Raw genomic sequence first — 15,847 nt, 5'->3', positions numbered from 1 at the left:
TCCGACCCTCCTCTTTGCGTTCCCCAGGGTGTCGCCCCGCAAGCCGTAGTCCCCCACATGGTAGTGCTTACACCGATCGCTGGATGCCTTATCGGCGCGCGTCGTGTGCACTTTGCCACGATTTACCCTTACGTCACACTGTGCGCAGTAGTCACGGAACCCGGCTCAGCCTCGGCCAGGCAGGCGCCCGGCGACCATTGAGATCATTGACTGGACTTCGCCGACGCGCAGCAGTTTCGCGAAGAACAGGTAAAGCACCCCGCCGCCGGCGCTGCCGACGGCCAGGGCGATCAGTCCGGACAGCAGGCCCAGGCCCAGGGTGGCGTCGATGATCGCGTGCGTCGCGTACGCGAAGCCGATGAGCGGCCAGATCGCCACCGCCAGCTTCACGTACGCGGTGAAGACACGCCGGCCGTCCATGCCGCCGAGGCGGCGGCGCAGGATCACCCAGCCCACGATCGCGCCGGCCGTCTGAGCGACCGCGAAGCCGCTGGCGATACCGACGATGATCTTATCGGTGGGCAGCAGGCTGTACATGGTGATCGACGCCGTGATGTTGGTGGCGACGACGGCGACGCTGATGAACGTGGGAGTGCGGGTGTCCTGCATCGAGTAGAAGACCCGCAGCATGAGCTGGTACGCGGCGAACGGCACGAGTGCGACCGCGAAGGCGCGCAGGACGTTGGCGATGACCAGGGCGTCGCTCTCGCTGGTGTTGCCGTGGGCGAAGAGCACGGTGGTGATCTCGGAGGCGAAGACGCCCATCAGCGCGGCCGCGGGGAGGATCACCGCGGAGCAGAGCCGCAGGCCGTTGGAGAAGTCGTCGCGCACCTCGCCCATGCGGCCGGCCGCCGCGTGCTCGCTCATCCGCGGCAGCAGCGCGGTGATCACCGAGACGCCGATGATCGCGTACGGCAGCTGGAAGAGCTGGTAGGCGTTGAAGTACGGGGTGTAGCCGACGTCCCCGATGCCTTCCTGGCGGCCTTCCACGCCCGCCGCGTTCGCCAGCCGGGTGGTCACCGCGAACCCGATCTGCGTGATCATCACGTACGCGAGAGTCCAGATCGCCATCCGGCCCATCTGCCCGAGCTCGCCCTTGCGGAAGTCGAGCCGTGGCCGCCAGCGGAAACCGGAGCTCCGCAGCGAGGGCCACAGCGCCAGAGTCTGCAGCGCCATGCCGCCGATCGTGCCCGCCGCCAGCAGCGTGATCTGCCCGGACGAGATCGACTCGGGTGTCACCTTGCCGGTGCTGACCAGCAGGAACGCGGCCGCCGTGCAACAGATGACGATGTTGTTGAGGACCGGCGCCCACATCGGCGCCGCGAAACGTTTGCGGGTGTTGAGGATCGCGCCGGAGAACGCGCTCACGCCGAGGAAGAAGATCTGCACCGCGAACAGCCGGGCGAAGAGCACCGCGAGATCGCGCTGGTCGCCCTCCATCTTGCCGCCGTAGATGCTGATGAACACCGGCCCGAGCAGCACCGCGATCGCCGTGATCACCGACAGCCCGAGCACCGCAAGCGTGAACAGCCGCTGCTCGTACTGCGCGCCGTACGCGCTGTCACGTTCCCGAGCGCGGACGATCAGCGGTACGACCACCGCGGTCAGGATGCCGCCCAGCAGCAGGTCGTAGACGATGAACGGAACGGTGTTGGCGGTGTTGTAGGCGTCCGCGACCGCGCCGGTGCCCAGGGCGGCCACCAGCATGGCGGTACGCAGGAATCCGGTGACCCGGGACGCCAGCGTCCCCACGGCCATGATCGCCCCGGATCGCAGCAGTCCCGAGGCGCCCTTGTCGGACGGCGGCTCGCCGCCAGGCCCTCCCGGGTCGCCTGGTCCGGGAGCGCCGGGCCCACCGGGCACGCCGGCTGGAAGGTCTACGCGTGTCTGCTGAGCACCGGCTCCCGCGACGGCAGCAGGGAGATCAACTCTGGTTTCCATCCCAGCGGCCGAAGGCGGACGGCCCGTCCCCCGAGGATCCGCGGGTGAACCCGGCCCGGTTCTCGGACGGCCCGGACCCGCCTGGCCCGGAGGTCCCGCGGGGCCCTGGCCCGGACTCCCCATCGGGCCCGGACGGCCCGTCGAACCCGGCCTCCCGGCCGAACCCGGACCCGGCTGCTGACCCGGTCCCTGATGTGGCCCCTGGCCCTGATGCTGACCCGGCCTCCCGGCCGAGCCCGGACCCTGCCTCCCACCGGTCGGAATCGGACCTGGGCCCGGCCTCCCGGTCGAACCCGGGCCCGCTGTGGAGCCCGGTCCCCCCGGGGAATTCGGGCCCGCTGGGGAATGCGGATTCGGCGGGGTACCCGGACCCGTCGCCGGGGAACCCTGACCCCTGGGGTCCGGTCGTCCCTGCTGGTCCCACTCCGGTCGACCCGTCACCGGCTGCCTCCGCTTTCCGGCGGCGCCTTGCTCGCATGGCCCGCACTCCGACGCCCACGAAGAGTACGGCAAGTGCGCCGCCCGTGATGAGCAAGGCCACCCTGCCGTACTCCGTGCTCCGGACCGTGATCTCGGCAGGTTGGCCGTACACCCTGCCCCGCTCGCCCGTGGGCGTCATCAGTTGCACGACCATCTTGAAATTGCCGTTGCCCGACGCCTGGAGGGGGATTCGGATCTGGATCTTCTTGCCCGGATCGAGCGCGATCACGCCCTCATCCGCGGGCCGGAGCCTGCCGATCCGCAGACCGGGGCTCTGCGATGTGAAGACGACCCGGAACCTGACCTTCCTGCCGCGCAGATCGTTGGCGATCGTGACGGTGTTCCGGCCTGACGTCCCGGCGAGCGAGATCCGCTTGTTGGCCGGCAAGACGACGCGCAGCCCGTCCATGTCGTCCTTGAGCCCCCGGTCCAGTTCGTCCCGGGCCCGCACCGACCGTGAATACCGGCTGCGCCAGTATGACGACTCCATGCGCAGGACGCCGCGTTCGTAGGTGTTGACCGGGGGGTTCAGGATCGAGCGGAAGGTCACGGCGCGCCGGGCGATGTCCTGGACCTCGGCGAGGTAGTTCTTACCGAGCTCGTACCGCTCGTACGCGTTGGAATAGCCCGCGTAGGGCCGGTCGACCGGTCGCGCCTGCGCGATCCCGCCCAGGGGCGTCCGCTCGTCAAGCCACTTGGCGGTCGCCGAGTACTTCAGCAGGTTATAGGCCAGCTCGGGACTCGGGTCCCAGCGCCGGTTGGGGGCGACGACCAGCGTTCGGGGCAGCTCCGGCGCCTCCGCTGTGATCATGGCGGTCTCGGCCAGGAACCGCTGCTCGATCAGCGTGTCCGCGCCCGGTGAACGGCTGTCGCCGCTGATGATGTCGCTGAGCCCCTCGTCGTAGACGACGGCCCGCATCGCACCCGCGTCGGTCGGCACGGTCGTGGTGGCGCTCGGCGTCACCGTCTGCACAGGGAAGTCACGGCTGCTCATCACGAACGCGCCGGACTTGGGAGAGAGCTTCGCTGACTTGGCGAGCTGGTTGAGCGTGCCACGCCCCGCCGAACCTGACGGAGGCCAGGCCATTTGGGCGTCCGGTGGCCGCTGCAGGGTCGCGGTGGTGACCTCATTGGCGTTCTTGTACGCGGTGTTGAGGTGAGCTCCGAGCTTGTACCGGACCAAGGCCACGGCGTCGGGATCGGCGTACGGCAAGTTGAAGAGGGGCTCGGACTTCGAGGCTTCCTTCAAGGACCTCGTCCAATTGACGCCGACCGCGTTCTGGGGCCGCTTGGTCGTCTTCTTGCGGCCCGACATCAAGGAGTAGCCGCCCTTGGCGTTCATGGCCTGCGCGTCGTCCAGCACTGCCGGATCGATCGCCCAGGTCAGTGGGGTTGTGCTCTGCGCGGCCACGTTGACCAGATTGGTCAGCCGTCCCCCCGGAGCGACCTCCTTCGCCAGCTGGTCGTCGATGAAGGTCTCGTCATTGGCGCGGTGGATCCCGCTGACGATCGGCCAGATCCACGCCACCTTCACCGGCGTGAAGGCCTGCCGCCCCGCCGGAACGTAAGTGATGAAGGTCGTCTGGCCGCCGAGGACCCGGCCGCTGGCGTCGTAGACCTCCACGCCGACCGGATACACCCCGAACTGGCCAAGTCCCATCTGGCGGGTCGTGAAACCAACCTTGAAGGCCTGCTTGCCATTGGCCGCGGCCGCCTGCGGGAGCGCTCTGACGCTGGCGGACCCCGTAGGGGCGCCCCGCAGAATCGACGAGGGCTGGCTCGCGGCGAACTGCGCCAGCTGCCCCCGGCTGGTGACGTGTTGGCCGCTGTAACGGAACCGCACCGACAGACCGTTGATCGCGGCGCCGGAACGGTTCTGCACGGTGCCGGTGATCTGCACCTTGTCCGTCGGCTGGGCGGACTTGGGCGTCACCGACTCCAGAACGATGGACACCTGGTCGCGGGCCTGCGACTGGGTCTGGCGGGAGGACTGCCGGGAGGCGCGTTGCGCGTTCCCATCGCGGGGGTCGGCGAGGACCGGCGTCGCCGACATCATGACGCAGGAGAGGGCGGCGGCCAGCGCGGCCGCGCGTTCGAACGTTCTCACGCCATTTCCACCCGAGGGCCGTCCACCTGAGTGCCGTCCGCCCGAGTGCCGTCCGCCTGAGAGCCTTCCACCCAGGGGCTGCCGGCCGCCGGGCGGGCCACCCGAGGGCAGCGGGCGTCGCATTCCCGCATCACGGCCTCGATGTTAGCCGTGACATGGGTGCCGTCAGACCTTCCTGGCCACCTCCGTAGATCCAATCCCGGATCCGACGCAGATCCAATCCGGGATCCGATACGTCCGATCTGCTGGATCGGCGAACGCCGCCGTGCCGGGTGCCCAGGAAGATCAGCGGGGCAAGGTCAGCCGGGCACGGCCGCTCGTCGCAGACCCGGCGGCCTGCCCGGCGGCCTTTCCCGCAGCCTGCTCGCGTGCCCTCGGCTTGGCGATCTGCCCAATTTCCCTGGGCCCGGGGCCGGCCCCGGGGTCGTGGTCGCCGGTCATCCGGCCATTCCTCAGATCGACAGGTTTCGCGCCGCTGAGCGCGAACAGGTCCAGGGCCCGGATTCCGAGTGCGGTGGACGCCTCGCCGGTCGCCGTGTAGACGACGTCGTCGACCGGAAGCTCGCCGACGGTCTCCTCATCGATCAGCAGCGGCATCGACTCCGGCAGGAGCAGCGGGCAGACCAGGCCCGCCGCGTACTCGGTGACGGTGTTGACAAGGTCGGGCCGGGCAGGGCGGATCAGTCGCGCGCCGACGGCGAGGCGGACCCGCTCGGCCGGCGGACGCACGCCCGCCGGGACGATCACTCCCACCAGGAAACGCGAACCCCGGTGGACGTCGTTACAGGCGTAGACGCGCGTCACCAGGCACCGGCCTGCCGGAAGTCCCAGTGACCTGGGCAGCTCGTCGGCGTGCGCGATCGCGGCGGGGAGCCGCACGATCTCGTGCAGCGTCTCCCGTTCGAGGAGCGCGCGGTGAATGGTGAGAGCGTCCTTCATCTCTTCAGCTCCGTCCTGCGGGGTGACCCCCGCACACCCCCGATGTGACTCTCTTCGCCCCCGTCTCCCGCTCCGCTGGGGGATCTCCCCACATACCCACGGTGGCGGTTTTAACCCTCGCCTTGCGTTCCGTGTGGCCTCTGTGGCCTGTGCGCCCGCGAACCCAGCTCTGGCGCCGTGCAGTGACGATCGCCCCGCCCACTCCCGCTACCGTTGGTCTGACGGACCGGCGGCCGCGCGAGCGTCCTCTTCGGGGTGTCCAGAACGTAACTCGGGGATCGCGACGTGTGAAGAGGCGTCTTACCTTTCTTCGCGGTCGGGAACGTCCCAAAGTCTTTTGTCAGCCGCCCAGCAAGGAAATACGCTCGATGGCCGTGCCTGAAGAGAACGCCACCCCTGAACCGCATGAGCTGTCGGAGCGCTCCCAGCCGACGCGGCGGTCGCCGGAGCCGCCGGCTTCGCCCGAGGCGCCGGCTTCGCCCGAACCGCGTCAGCCGCTGCCGCCGCAGCAGCGGCATGCGTCGCAACCGTTGCGGCCGTCGCCGTCGCACATGCCGCGATCGGTGCCCGAGTCGCCGGAGTCGCAGGTGTCACAGCCGCAGCGCGTCGCGATCACCGAGTTGCTCCGCCGGGTGGCGCCGGTCGCCGACGAGCTCGGCGAGCGGTTCGCGGCGGCCGGGCACGAACTGGCCCTCGTCGGCGGGCCGGTACGGGACGCGTTGCTGCGCCGTCCCGGCAAGGACGTCGACCTGACCACCGACGCGCCCCCGGACCGGATCCTGGAGATCATCGGTGGCTGGGCGGACACGGTGTGGACGATCGGCATCGAGTTCGGCACGGTGGGACTCCGCAAGAACGGCTACGAGCTGGAGATCACCACCTACCGCAGCGAGTCGTACGATCCCAAGTCCCGCAAGCCCGAGGTCTCGTACGGCACCTCGCTCGTGGAGGACCTGCGCCGCCGCGACTTCGCGGCCAACGCCATGGCGGCGCGCCTGCCGGGGCACGAGTTCGTCGACCCGTTCGGCGGGCTGACCGACCTGGGGCGCAAGACGCTGCGCACGCCCGGCCGCCCCGAGGACTCCTTCAGCGACGACCCGCTGCGGATGATGCGGGCGGCGCGCTTCGCCTCCCAGCTCGGCTTCACCGTGGCGCCCGACGTCGTGCAGGCCATGACGGACATGGCGGGCCGGATCGAGATCGTCTCCGCTGAACGCGTCCGTGACGAGCTCTCGAAGTTGATCTGTGGCGCGCATCCCCGGGAGGGCCTGGCCCTGCTGGTGGACACCGGTCTGGCCGCCAGGGTGCTGCCCGAGCTGCCCAAGCTGCGGCTGGAGATCGACGAGCACCACCGGCACAAGGACGTGTACGAGCACTCGCTGATCGTTCTGGAGCAGGCGATCGCGCAGGAGGAGGAGGGACCGGACCTCGTCCTGCGGCTGGCGGCGCTGCTGCACGACATCGGCAAGCCCAGGACCCGGAAGTTCGAGGCCGGCGGGCGGGTGTCGTTCCATCACCATGAGGTCGTGGGCGCCAAGATGACCCGCAAGCGCCTCACCGAGCTCCGGTACCCCAAGGACGTCGTCGCCGACGTGTCCCGGCTGGTCGAGCTGCACCTGCGCTTCCACGGGTACGGCACGGGCGAGTGGACCGACTCGGCCGTACGCCGGTACGTGCGCGACGCCGGGCCGCTGCTGTCGCGGCTGCACAAGCTGACCCGGGCCGACTGCACGACCCGCAACAGGCGCAAGGCCGACCGCCTGCGCCGCACATACGACGATCTCGAGGCCCGGATCGCGCGGCTCTCCGAAGAGGAGGAACTCGCCGCGATCCGCCCTGAGGTCGACGGGAACGACATCCAGGAGATCCTCGGCATCAAGCCGAGCCCCCTGGTCGGCAAGGCCTACCGCTACATGCTCGAACTCCGCCTCGATCGCGGCCCCATCGGCAAGGAGGCCGCCGTCGAGGAGCTCCGCCGCTGGGCCGTCGACCAGGGCATCCTGGACGCGACCGGCGCCCCGACGAGCGGTGCCGAGGGCAAGGACGACACGACCGAGGGCAAGGACCGTTCCGTCAAGGACGAGGACCGTAGCCCCAAGGACGAGGATTCATGATCCAGCTCAGGCTCGGCCGGATGAGCCCGCAGGAGACCGAGCGCCTGCTGGCGTACGACCGCGAGCACGTGTGGCATCCGTACGCGCCGATGCCCGCCGCCTACCCGTCCGAGCTCGTGGTCTCGGCGTCGGGCGTGCATCTGACCTTGGCGGACGGCACCGAGCTGATCGACGGCATGTCGTCCTGGTGGGCCGCCATCCACGGCCACAACCACCCGGAGATGAACGCGGCCGTCACGCGCCAGCTGGGCAAGATGGCGCACGTGATGTTCGGCGGGCTGACGCACCCGACGGCGATCCGGCTGGCCGAGAAGCTCGTCGACCTCAGCCCGGGACCCCTCACCAAGGTGTTCTTCGCCGACTCCGGCTCGGTCGCCGTTGAGGTCGCGATCAAGATGGCGCTGCAGTACTGGCGCTCGCAGCGCCGCCCCGAGCGGCACCGCCTGCTGACGGTGCGCGGCGGCTACCACGGCGACACGTTCGGGGACATGGCCGTCTGCGACCCGGTGAACGGCATGCACCATCTCTTCGCCGACGTCCTGCCGCAGCACGTGTTCGCCCCGGCGCCCCCGATCGGTTACCAGGCCGAGCCGGACGAGACCTACCTGAGCGGCCTGGCCGAGCTGGTGGCCGCCCACGAGGGCGAGCTGGCCGCGATCATCGCCGAGCCCATCGCGCAGGGCGCAGGCGGCATGCGCTTCTACGCGCCCGAATACCTGCGGGCACTGCGCGACCTGGCCGACGAGCACGGCCTGCTGCTCATCCTCGACGAGATCGCCACCGGGTTCGGCCGTACGGGCGAGCTCTGGGGCTGCGACCACGCCGAGGTCGCCCCGGACATCATGTGCGTCGGGAAGGCCATGACCGGCGGTTACATGACCATGGCCGCGACGCTCTGCACGGACCGGGTCGCCGAGGGGATCGCCGCGGGCGAAGCCGGGGTGCTCATGCACGGCCCGACCTACATGGCCAACCCCCTGGCGGCCGCCGCCGCGAACGCCTCCATCGACCTCCTGCTCTCCCGGGACTGGCAGGAGGAGGTCGACACGATCGAGGCCCTGCTCACGGCCGGCCTGGAGGACGCGAGGGAGCTTCCCGGCGTCGCCGATGTCCGGGTGCTGGGCGCGATCGGGGTCATCGAGGCACGTGAGCCGGTCGACGTTCCCGCCATCCAGAAGACCGTGATGGAGCACGGCGTATGGCTCCGCCCGTTCGGCAAGCTGATCTACGCGATGCCGCCGTACGTCTGCTCCGAGGACGAGGTCGGCCACATCACCGAGGCCATGTACGCCGCCGCCGAATCTCTCTGAGCGCCCAAACCGCGTTGCGGCTTGGCGTGCGCCGGGGCGGGGACGCCTCAGGTGACCGATGACCCCAGCGGATGGCGGGTGATGCGGGTGGTCGCCGTCCGGTAGGCGACGGCGCCCAGGGCGTAGGTGACGATGACCAGGCCCAGAGTCGGGTACGAGACGCCGTCGGACGGGAGCCAGGTGGCCGCCGCCGCTGCCGCCGCAGCGAACGTGGCGTTGAAGAGCATGTCGTAGACGGCGAACACCCTGCCCCGGTAGGCGTCGTCGATCGTCTCCTGAAGGATCGTGTCGACGCAGAGCTTGACCCCCTGCGACACCACACCCAGTGCGAAGGCTCCGGCCGCCCAGGCAGGCTCGGTGAACGGCATGCCGAACGCCAGCAGGGCGCCCGCGCCACCGCCCAGCAGCCAGGCGATCCAGAGCTGCTTGCTGATGCGCCGGACGACCGGTGGAGTGATCACCGCCGCCGCGAAATAGCCGGCCCCGGAGACTCCGAGCATCAGCGCGAACTTGTCGAGACCGGCGTCGGCGTCCGTGGTGAAGTGGTTGCGGCAGAGCAGCAGTGTCATGATCAGGATGACGCCGTACATGAACCGGTGGAACGAGATCGCGCCGAGCGCCAGGGCCGCCGACGGCCGTCCCCGGATGTGCCTGGCTCCGTCCACGAGGCCGTGCAGGACGTTCCCCAGTGCGTCTCGCGTCTGCGCCGCGGCCTCCTCCAGGTGAGGGCCGAGCAACCGGCGCGGCAGGCTCGTCGCGACGGCTCCCGCCAGCAGGAAGAGCCCGGCCGCGCAGAGCAGGATCAGCGCGGTGCCGGCATGACCCGCGCCGAACACCTGCCGCAGCAGATAGCCGACACCGGCACCGACGAACGCCACGATCGTCCCCGAGGTGACCGCGAACGCGTTGGCGGTCACCAGATGCTCGCGGCGTACGACGTGCGGAAGCGCGGTGGACAAGGCCGCCAGAAAGAACCGATTGATCCCCAGGACGAGCAGCACGCCCAGGAAGAAGAGGACGCCGTCACTCCCGAAGGCCACCAGGGAGGCGACCGCGATCACCATCAGTGCCCGCAGGATCGGCGCCCACACCAGAATTTGGCGCCGCTGCCACCGGTCGATGAAGACCCCGGCGAACGGGCCGAGCGCCGAGTAGGGCAGCAAGGTCACGGCGAACGCGGCGGCCGCCTTGCCCGCCGAGGTCTGCCGTTCGGGCGAGAAGAACACCCACCCGGCCAGCGCCACCTGGAAGACGCCGTCGGTGAGCTGCGAGATCAGGCGCGTGGCGTACAGCCGCCGGAAATCCCGCCCACGCAGGATCACTCGCAGCTCGCTCGCCCTCATCAGATCACCCTACGCGCACTCCCTCCATGCTCCCGGCGTGGTGGCCGGGGCTCCTGGCGTGGTGGTCAGGGTCGGGCGGCGACGGCGTCGATTTCGAACTTCATGGCGGGGAGGGCCAGGGCGGCGACGCCGTTCAGGGTCTGGGTCGGGGGCTTGGCGCTCCAGATCTCTCCGATCCGGCGGCCGAGGATCTCAAGCTTGGCGAGATCGTGGTCGACGATGTACGTGCGGAGCTGGACGACGTGCTCGAAGTCCAGATCCACGGAACGGAGTGCGGTACGCAGGTTGGCGAGGGACAACGCGACCTGCTCGGCGAAGTCGTCAGTGGGGACCTCGCCGTTCCCGTCGGACGCGTACTGGCCGGCGATGAACACGAGGTCGCCGGAGGTTTCGGCGACGTGGCTGTAGCCGAAGCGCACCGGGTCATGCAGCTCGCTCGGGTTGAGGATGTTGTGCGCCACTCTGTCCGCCTTTGCTCTCTGAGGAAGTATCCTGGATATTAGATATCCAGGATCGGATTCCGCAACGTGCGGTGGTGGTGATCTGGGTTACGTCAGCGGGACAGCCAGAGGCGGGTGTAGTCGTAGCCGGTGGCGGTGGGGAGGTACCGGGCGCCCTGGACACGGGCGGAGTGGAAGATCGGGAGGGATCGGTTGAGCAGCGGGATGACGGCCGCGTCCTCCATGATCTTCTGATCGGCGAGCTGCCAGTAACCGGCGGCGCGGCCCTGGTCCGGTGCGGTGAGGGCGCTGTCGATGAGGGCGTTCACCTGCGGGTTGTCGTAGCCTCCGAAGTTGGTGGAGTTCGGCCCGTAGGTCCGGCCGTCGAACAGCGGCTGGATGAGGGAACGACCGTTGTTGCCGTACCAGTCGGGCGTCCAGCCAGGGGCGGCGATGTCCCATACGCCCTCTCGGGCCTTGGCCGGGTCGGCGAGCGTCTCGCCGTAGTAGTTGCCGCCAGTGTCAGGGATGAGCTTGGCCTTCACTCCGCAGGCGCCGAAGTTCTCCTTGATGGACTCGGCGATGCGTTTGTGGGTGCCCTGGATCCGGTACGGGAAGTTCAGGGTCAGATCCTTCGGCGCCTTTGCTTTGGCGAGCAGCAGGCGGCATCTGGCCGGGTCACCGCTTTCGCCTGCCGTGGCGTAACGGTTGGAGGCGAAGTGACCGGCGTTCCCCGGCGGGATGATCGTGTGCAGCGGCTCGGCCACCTCCGGGCCACCGACGATTTTGATGAGCGCCGTCCGGTCGACCGCGTACTGCAGCGCCTGCCGTACCTCGCGCCTGGCCAGCGCGCCGCCGCCCGTCCTGCCGCGCGTGTTGAAGACCAGGTACGGGCTGCTGCTGGGGGTGTCGCGGATGTTGAAGCGTTCGTCCCGGTCCCGGCGCAGCCGTGCGATCGCGGTGACCGGCACCGGCTGGTCCCAGGAAAGGTCGGCGGTGCCCTGTTCGAGTTGTTGCTGGACGGCGTCTGCCGAGTCCTGTCCGAGAGTGAGCTGGATCTTGTCGACATGGCGTTCGCGCAGCGGGTCGGTCTCCTGCCGCCAGGCCGGGTTGTGGCTCAGCACGTACGAGAGACCGGGCTTGTAGGAGGTGATCTGGTACGGGCCGTTGGAGATGGTGTGCTGCCGGAACTCGGGGCTGTCCGGCACGTACTTGTCGTACTCCTTGGGCGCCGCGGCGGTGAACTGCAACGTCAGCAGGTTGAGGAAGTCGCTCGCCGGTTGCCGCAGCCTGAAGACGAGGGTGTCGTCGCCCTTGGCCTGGACGCCGGGGATCGCGTGCTCGTTCTGGTACGCGGCGATGGCGGCGGGGTCCTTCGCGTTCACCTTGGCGAAGCCGCGGCAGTAGTCCTTCATCCCGCGGATCGTGGAGGTGTAGTAGCCGATGCCGCCCGCCGGGGAGGCGGGATTGCACAGCCGCTCGAACCCGCGGACGAAGTCGGCGGCGACGACCGGGCGCGGGGGACGGGTGTTCCACTGGACGCCCTTGCGGAGTTTGACCGTGTACGTGCGGCCGTCCTTGCTGATGCCGCCGTTCTCCCTGCTCGGCAGCTTGGCCGCGACGTCGGCCTGCACCGGCACGGTCTCTTTGAAGTCGTTGGCGGCCCGGGTACCGAAGAGGGTCCGCGCGTACGTGCGGTTGAGGCCGTACGAGCCGGTGCTGTTGGCGCTGGCGGTGTCGAGGTGCTCCACGTCGGACGACCCGATGACCCGGAGCGTGCCGCCGTTCCTCGGCGGGCCGGCGGTCGGGCCACCGGAGTCGCCGCCGCCCCCGCACGCGGTCAGCCCCATCGTGAGCCCTACGAGCCCCGCGGTCGCCCTCAGTGCCTCGCGTGCCATCGTCCCTCCACCGACCGACCGGCAACGGCCATCACTAGCGGTGCCAGAGTAGGGCCAGAGCGTGACAACGGCCGCTACATCACCATTTCCCTATAGAAGTAAGGACGCCCTGACAGTGATGTCCACTGTCAGGGCGTCCCTGAGCGATCTTTGTGACCAGGCTCTCAGTCAGCGCTCCACGTCAGCCTTCGACGTCGGTGCTCGACGTCGGCCTTCGATGCCGGTGCTCGGCCTCAGCGCTCGACGTCGCCGCGGATGAAGGCCTCGACGGCCTCGCGGGCCTGGTCGTCGTTGTACTGCTCGGGCGGCGACTTCATGAAGTAGGAGCTGGCCGACAGGATCGGGCCGCCGATGCCGCGGTCCTTGGCGATCTTGGCGGCGCGGACCGCGTCGATGATGACGCCGGCCGAGTTGGGGGAGTCCCAGACCTCGAGCTTGTACTCCAGGTTGAGCGGCGTGTCACCGAAGGACTTGCCCTCCAGGCGGACGTAGGCCCACTTGCGGTCGTCCAGCCACGGCACGTGGTCGGACGGGCCGATGTGCACGTCGGCCTTGGCCATCTCGTGCGGGATCTGGGACGTGACCGACTGGGTCTTGGAGATCTTCTTGGACTGCAGGCGCTTGCGCTCCAGCATGTTCATGAAGTCCATGTTGCCGCCGAAGTTGAGCTGGTACGTGCGCAGCAGCTCGACGCCGCGGTCTTCGAACAGCTTGGCCATCACGCGGTGCGTGATGGTCGCGCCGACCTGGGACTTGATGTCGTCGCCGACGATCGGGACACCGGCGTCGGTGAACTTCTGGGCCCACTCGGGGTCGCTGGCGATGAACACCGGCAGGGCGTTCACGAAGGCGACCTTGGCGTCGATGGCGCACTGGGCGTAGAAGCGGTCGGCCTCTTCCGAGCCCACCGGCAGGTACGACACCAGCACGTCGACCTGGGCGTCCTTGAGCGCCTGCACGACGTCGACCGGCTGGGCGTCGGATTCCTCGACCATGTCGAGGTAGTACTCGCCGAGGCCGTCGAAGGTGTGGCCGCGCTGGACGATGATGCCGGTCGGCGGGACGTCGGCGAACTTGATGGTGTTGTTCTCGCTGGCGTGGATGGCCTCCGACAGGTCCATGCCGACCTTCTTGGCGTCCACGTCGAAGGCCGCGACGAACTCCACGTCACCGACGTGGTAGTCGCCGAACTGAACATGCATCAGGCCGGGGACTCGCGTCTCGGGCGCCGCGTCCTTGTAGAACTCGACACCCTGGACGAGCGAAGAGGCGCAGTTGCCCACACCCACGATGGCTACGCGCACCGAACCCATCCGGTTGCTCCATTCTCTCTTACGGAACATGTGGTGTGTTTCACCCGACCCCGAGGGGGCGCGGAACCGCGATCAGCGGCCCGTCTCCCGAGGCATGTCCTGAGTCGTATTCGAAGTCTGTGCTTGCTCTTGCTCTTGCTCTTGCTGTGCTTGCTGTTGCTGCTCCGCCCGCTCGCGCCCGATGAGCTCGTTGAGCCATCTGACCTCGCGTTCGACGGACTCGAGCCCGTGGTTCTGGAGCTCGAGGGTGTAGCTGTCCACCCGCTCACGGGTCCGCGCCAGCGCGGCGCGCACGCCTTCCAGGCGTTCCTCCAGCCGGCTGCGCCGGCCTTCCAGGATCCGCAGCCGGACGTCGGCGCGGGTGTGCGAGAAGAAGGCGAAGTGCACGCCGAACCCCTCGTCCTCCCACGACGCCGGGCCGGCCTCGGTCAGGAGCTCCTGCAGCCGCTCCTTGCCCTCGGCCGTGAGCTTGTAGACGATCTTCGAGCGGCGGCTCTGGAGCGCCAGCGGCACGTTCTGCTCCGACCGGTCCTCCATGATCAGCCCATTGGAGAGGAGCTGCTTGAGGCACGGGTAGAGCGAGCCGTACGAGAAGGCGCGGAACATGCCCAGCAGGGTGTTGAGCCGCTTGCGCAGCTCGTATCCGTGCATCGGGGACTCGTGCAGCAGGCCGAGCACGGCGAGCTCGAGCACGCCTTGTCCCTTCCTACTGCTCATGTTCCACTCCCGGAGAGCCGATGTCTCAGTCAGATGTATCGAGCGAATGTATCGACTCGATACATCTGAAAGATACGTACCGGCGCCCGTCCCCGCAAGTCGCGCGGGGACCGATGCTGCTCCGTGCTCGTCCGCGGCCTCTACGTGATCTTCCAAAGGCGGGATCCGGGTCGTACCCTGCTGGCATGTGGGGTCGGAGCAACCGCCCATGAGACCGAGGCTGGTCGTGGACTACGGCCTCGCGAAGCGAGCAGCCCTGGCCGAGCTACGCTCCGGTGCACTGACCAGGGACGACGCCTGCGACGCCCACCCCTATCTCCTCCGCGCGGCCAGGTACCACGGAGAGCCGACCGATCAGGCCTGTCCGGTCTGCGGCCGCGAGCGCCTCACGCACGTCACCTATGTATACGGAGACGAACTGGGCCGTTACGAAGGCAGGGTCAAGACGACAGCCGATCTTGCCGACATGGACCGTGAATACGGAGAATTCAGGGTCTATGTGGTCGAAGTGTGCCAAGGTTGCGCCTGGAATCACCTGTCGGTGTCATACGTCCTCGGCCATGGGCAGGAACCCCGCAGCCAGCGGGGATAGCTCCCAGGCGGCCTCGCAACCAGCGAGGACGGCCCATGTCAGGGCGTCATAACCGTGCACGGCCGTCACCCGCTCACCAGCCTGCACAGTACTCTTCGGACGACGCACCAGCCGTTACCCCCGTTGATGAGGTCGCGTGAGTAATCCAAGCCAGCCCCGACCAGAACCCGGGTCGCCGCGGCCGGGCGGGCAGCAGAATCCCCGCCCCGGCCAGCCAGGCGTCCCCGCCCGGCCGGGAGCCCCCCAGTCCTCTGCCATGCCCGGACGCCCCGGCCCCCGCGGCGCGGCCGCCGGTCCCGACGGTCCCGGCCGACCCGGTGCCCCCGGCGCCCCCGGTCGCCCCGGTGCCCCGGCCGGACGTCCCGGCGGCCCCAACGGTTCCGGGCAGCCGAACGGCATCGGCCGTCCCGGCGGCGCAGCGCGCTCTGGACCCAACGGCACACGCTCTGGACCCAATGGCAACGGTCGGCCCGGAGCCCCCGGACGCCCTGGCGCCCCAGGAGCCCCGGCACGCGCGGGCGCGGGTGCCGGTGCTGCCGCAGGCGCCGGTGCGGCATCGCGCGCCGAGGCCCCGCCGCGTCCTGGTGCTCCCCGCACCGGAGGCCCCGGCAGGCTGGGCGGCGCGCCCAACGGTCGCGGCCCCGGCGGTCCCG

General features: G+C 69.3%; 12 protein-coding genes. 4 read left to right on the top strand and 8 right to left on the bottom strand.

The window, feature by feature from the left end; all coding sequences use genetic code 11:
• Positions 1 to 165 precede the first annotated feature (165 nt).
• The 3 genes from murJ to F8566_RS29025 form a co-directional block, all read right to left on the bottom strand.
• A complete protein-coding gene (murJ, locus tag F8566_RS29035) occupies positions 166 to 1,863 on the bottom strand; it encodes a murein biosynthesis integral membrane protein MurJ (RefSeq protein ID WP_264159454.1) in 1,698 nt (565 codons plus the stop codon).
• A gap of 61 nt (positions 1,864 to 1,924) precedes the next feature.
• A complete protein-coding gene (locus tag F8566_RS29030; protein ID WP_192809910.1) occupies positions 1,925 to 4,528 on the bottom strand; it encodes a DUF6049 family protein in 2,604 nt (867 codons plus the stop codon).
• A 285-nt stretch (positions 4,529 to 4,813) separates the two neighbouring features.
• Positions 4,814 to 5,467 (bottom strand): aminoacyl-tRNA deacylase, encoded by a 654-nt coding sequence (locus tag F8566_RS29025; protein ID WP_151565038.1) that lies wholly within the window; start codon positions 5,465 to 5,467, stop codon positions 4,814 to 4,816.
• Between the two features lie 551 nt (positions 5,468 to 6,018).
• On the opposite strand from F8566_RS29025, the gene F8566_RS29020 reads away from it, so the two are divergent.
• On the top strand, positions 6,019 to 7,581 hold the full coding sequence (locus F8566_RS29020; protein ID WP_151565291.1) for a CCA tRNA nucleotidyltransferase: 1,563 nt from the start codon (positions 6,019 to 6,021) through the stop codon (positions 7,579 to 7,581).
• Positions 7,578 to 8,891: an adenosylmethionine--8-amino-7-oxononanoate transaminase gene (locus tag F8566_RS29015; RefSeq protein WP_151565037.1), complete on the top strand. Its 1,314-nt coding sequence runs from the start codon at positions 7,578 to 7,580 to the stop codon at positions 8,889 to 8,891. The genes F8566_RS29020 and F8566_RS29015 overlap by 4 nt, the downstream gene beginning before the upstream one ends.
• Positions 8,892 to 8,938: 47 nt before the next feature.
• Here F8566_RS29015 and F8566_RS29010 read toward each other — a convergent pair whose 3' ends face one another.
• From F8566_RS29010 to F8566_RS28990, 5 genes are all read right to left on the bottom strand, one after another.
• Positions 8,939 to 10,234, bottom strand: coding sequence for an MFS transporter (locus F8566_RS29010; RefSeq protein ID WP_151565036.1), 1,296 nt, complete (start codon positions 10,232 to 10,234; stop codon positions 8,939 to 8,941).
• A gap of 65 nt (positions 10,235 to 10,299) precedes the next feature.
• A complete protein-coding gene (locus tag F8566_RS29005) occupies positions 10,300 to 10,695 on the bottom strand; it encodes a RidA family protein (protein ID WP_151565035.1) in 396 nt (131 codons plus the stop codon).
• A 92-nt stretch (positions 10,696 to 10,787) separates the two neighbouring features.
• Entirely contained in the window at positions 10,788 to 12,572 is a 1,785-nt protein-coding gene (locus tag F8566_RS29000; RefSeq protein WP_151565034.1) for an ABC transporter substrate-binding protein, read from the bottom strand.
• Between the two features lie 233 nt (positions 12,573 to 12,805).
• Positions 12,806 to 13,885: an inositol-3-phosphate synthase gene (locus tag F8566_RS28995; RefSeq protein ID WP_151565033.1), complete on the bottom strand. Its 1,080-nt coding sequence runs from the start codon at positions 13,883 to 13,885 to the stop codon at positions 12,806 to 12,808.
• A 72-nt stretch (positions 13,886 to 13,957) separates the two neighbouring features.
• The gene (locus tag F8566_RS28990) at positions 13,958 to 14,602 is read right to left on the bottom strand and encodes a PadR family transcriptional regulator (RefSeq protein ID WP_151565032.1); all 645 of its coding nucleotides are present in this window, start codon (positions 14,600 to 14,602) and stop codon (positions 13,958 to 13,960) included.
• A 208-nt stretch (positions 14,603 to 14,810) separates the two neighbouring features.
• On the opposite strand from F8566_RS28990, the gene F8566_RS28985 reads away from it, so the two are divergent.
• Entirely contained in the window at positions 14,811 to 15,194 is a 384-nt protein-coding gene (locus F8566_RS28985; RefSeq protein WP_151565031.1) for a DUF5318 family protein, read from the top strand.
• 455 nt (positions 15,195 to 15,649) lie between these two features.
• On the top strand, positions 15,650 to 15,847 hold a 198-nt coding region (locus F8566_RS51555; protein ID WP_225993624.1), incomplete at its 3' end, for a hypothetical protein.

It is taken from the genome of Actinomadura rudentiformis (assembly GCF_008923185.1).
GTDB lineage: Bacteria > Actinomycetota > Actinomycetes > Streptosporangiales > Streptosporangiaceae > Spirillospora > Spirillospora rudentiformis.
The sequence above is the reverse complement of the archived record's forward strand: the minus strand, read 5'-3'. Positions and strand labels throughout refer to the sequence as shown.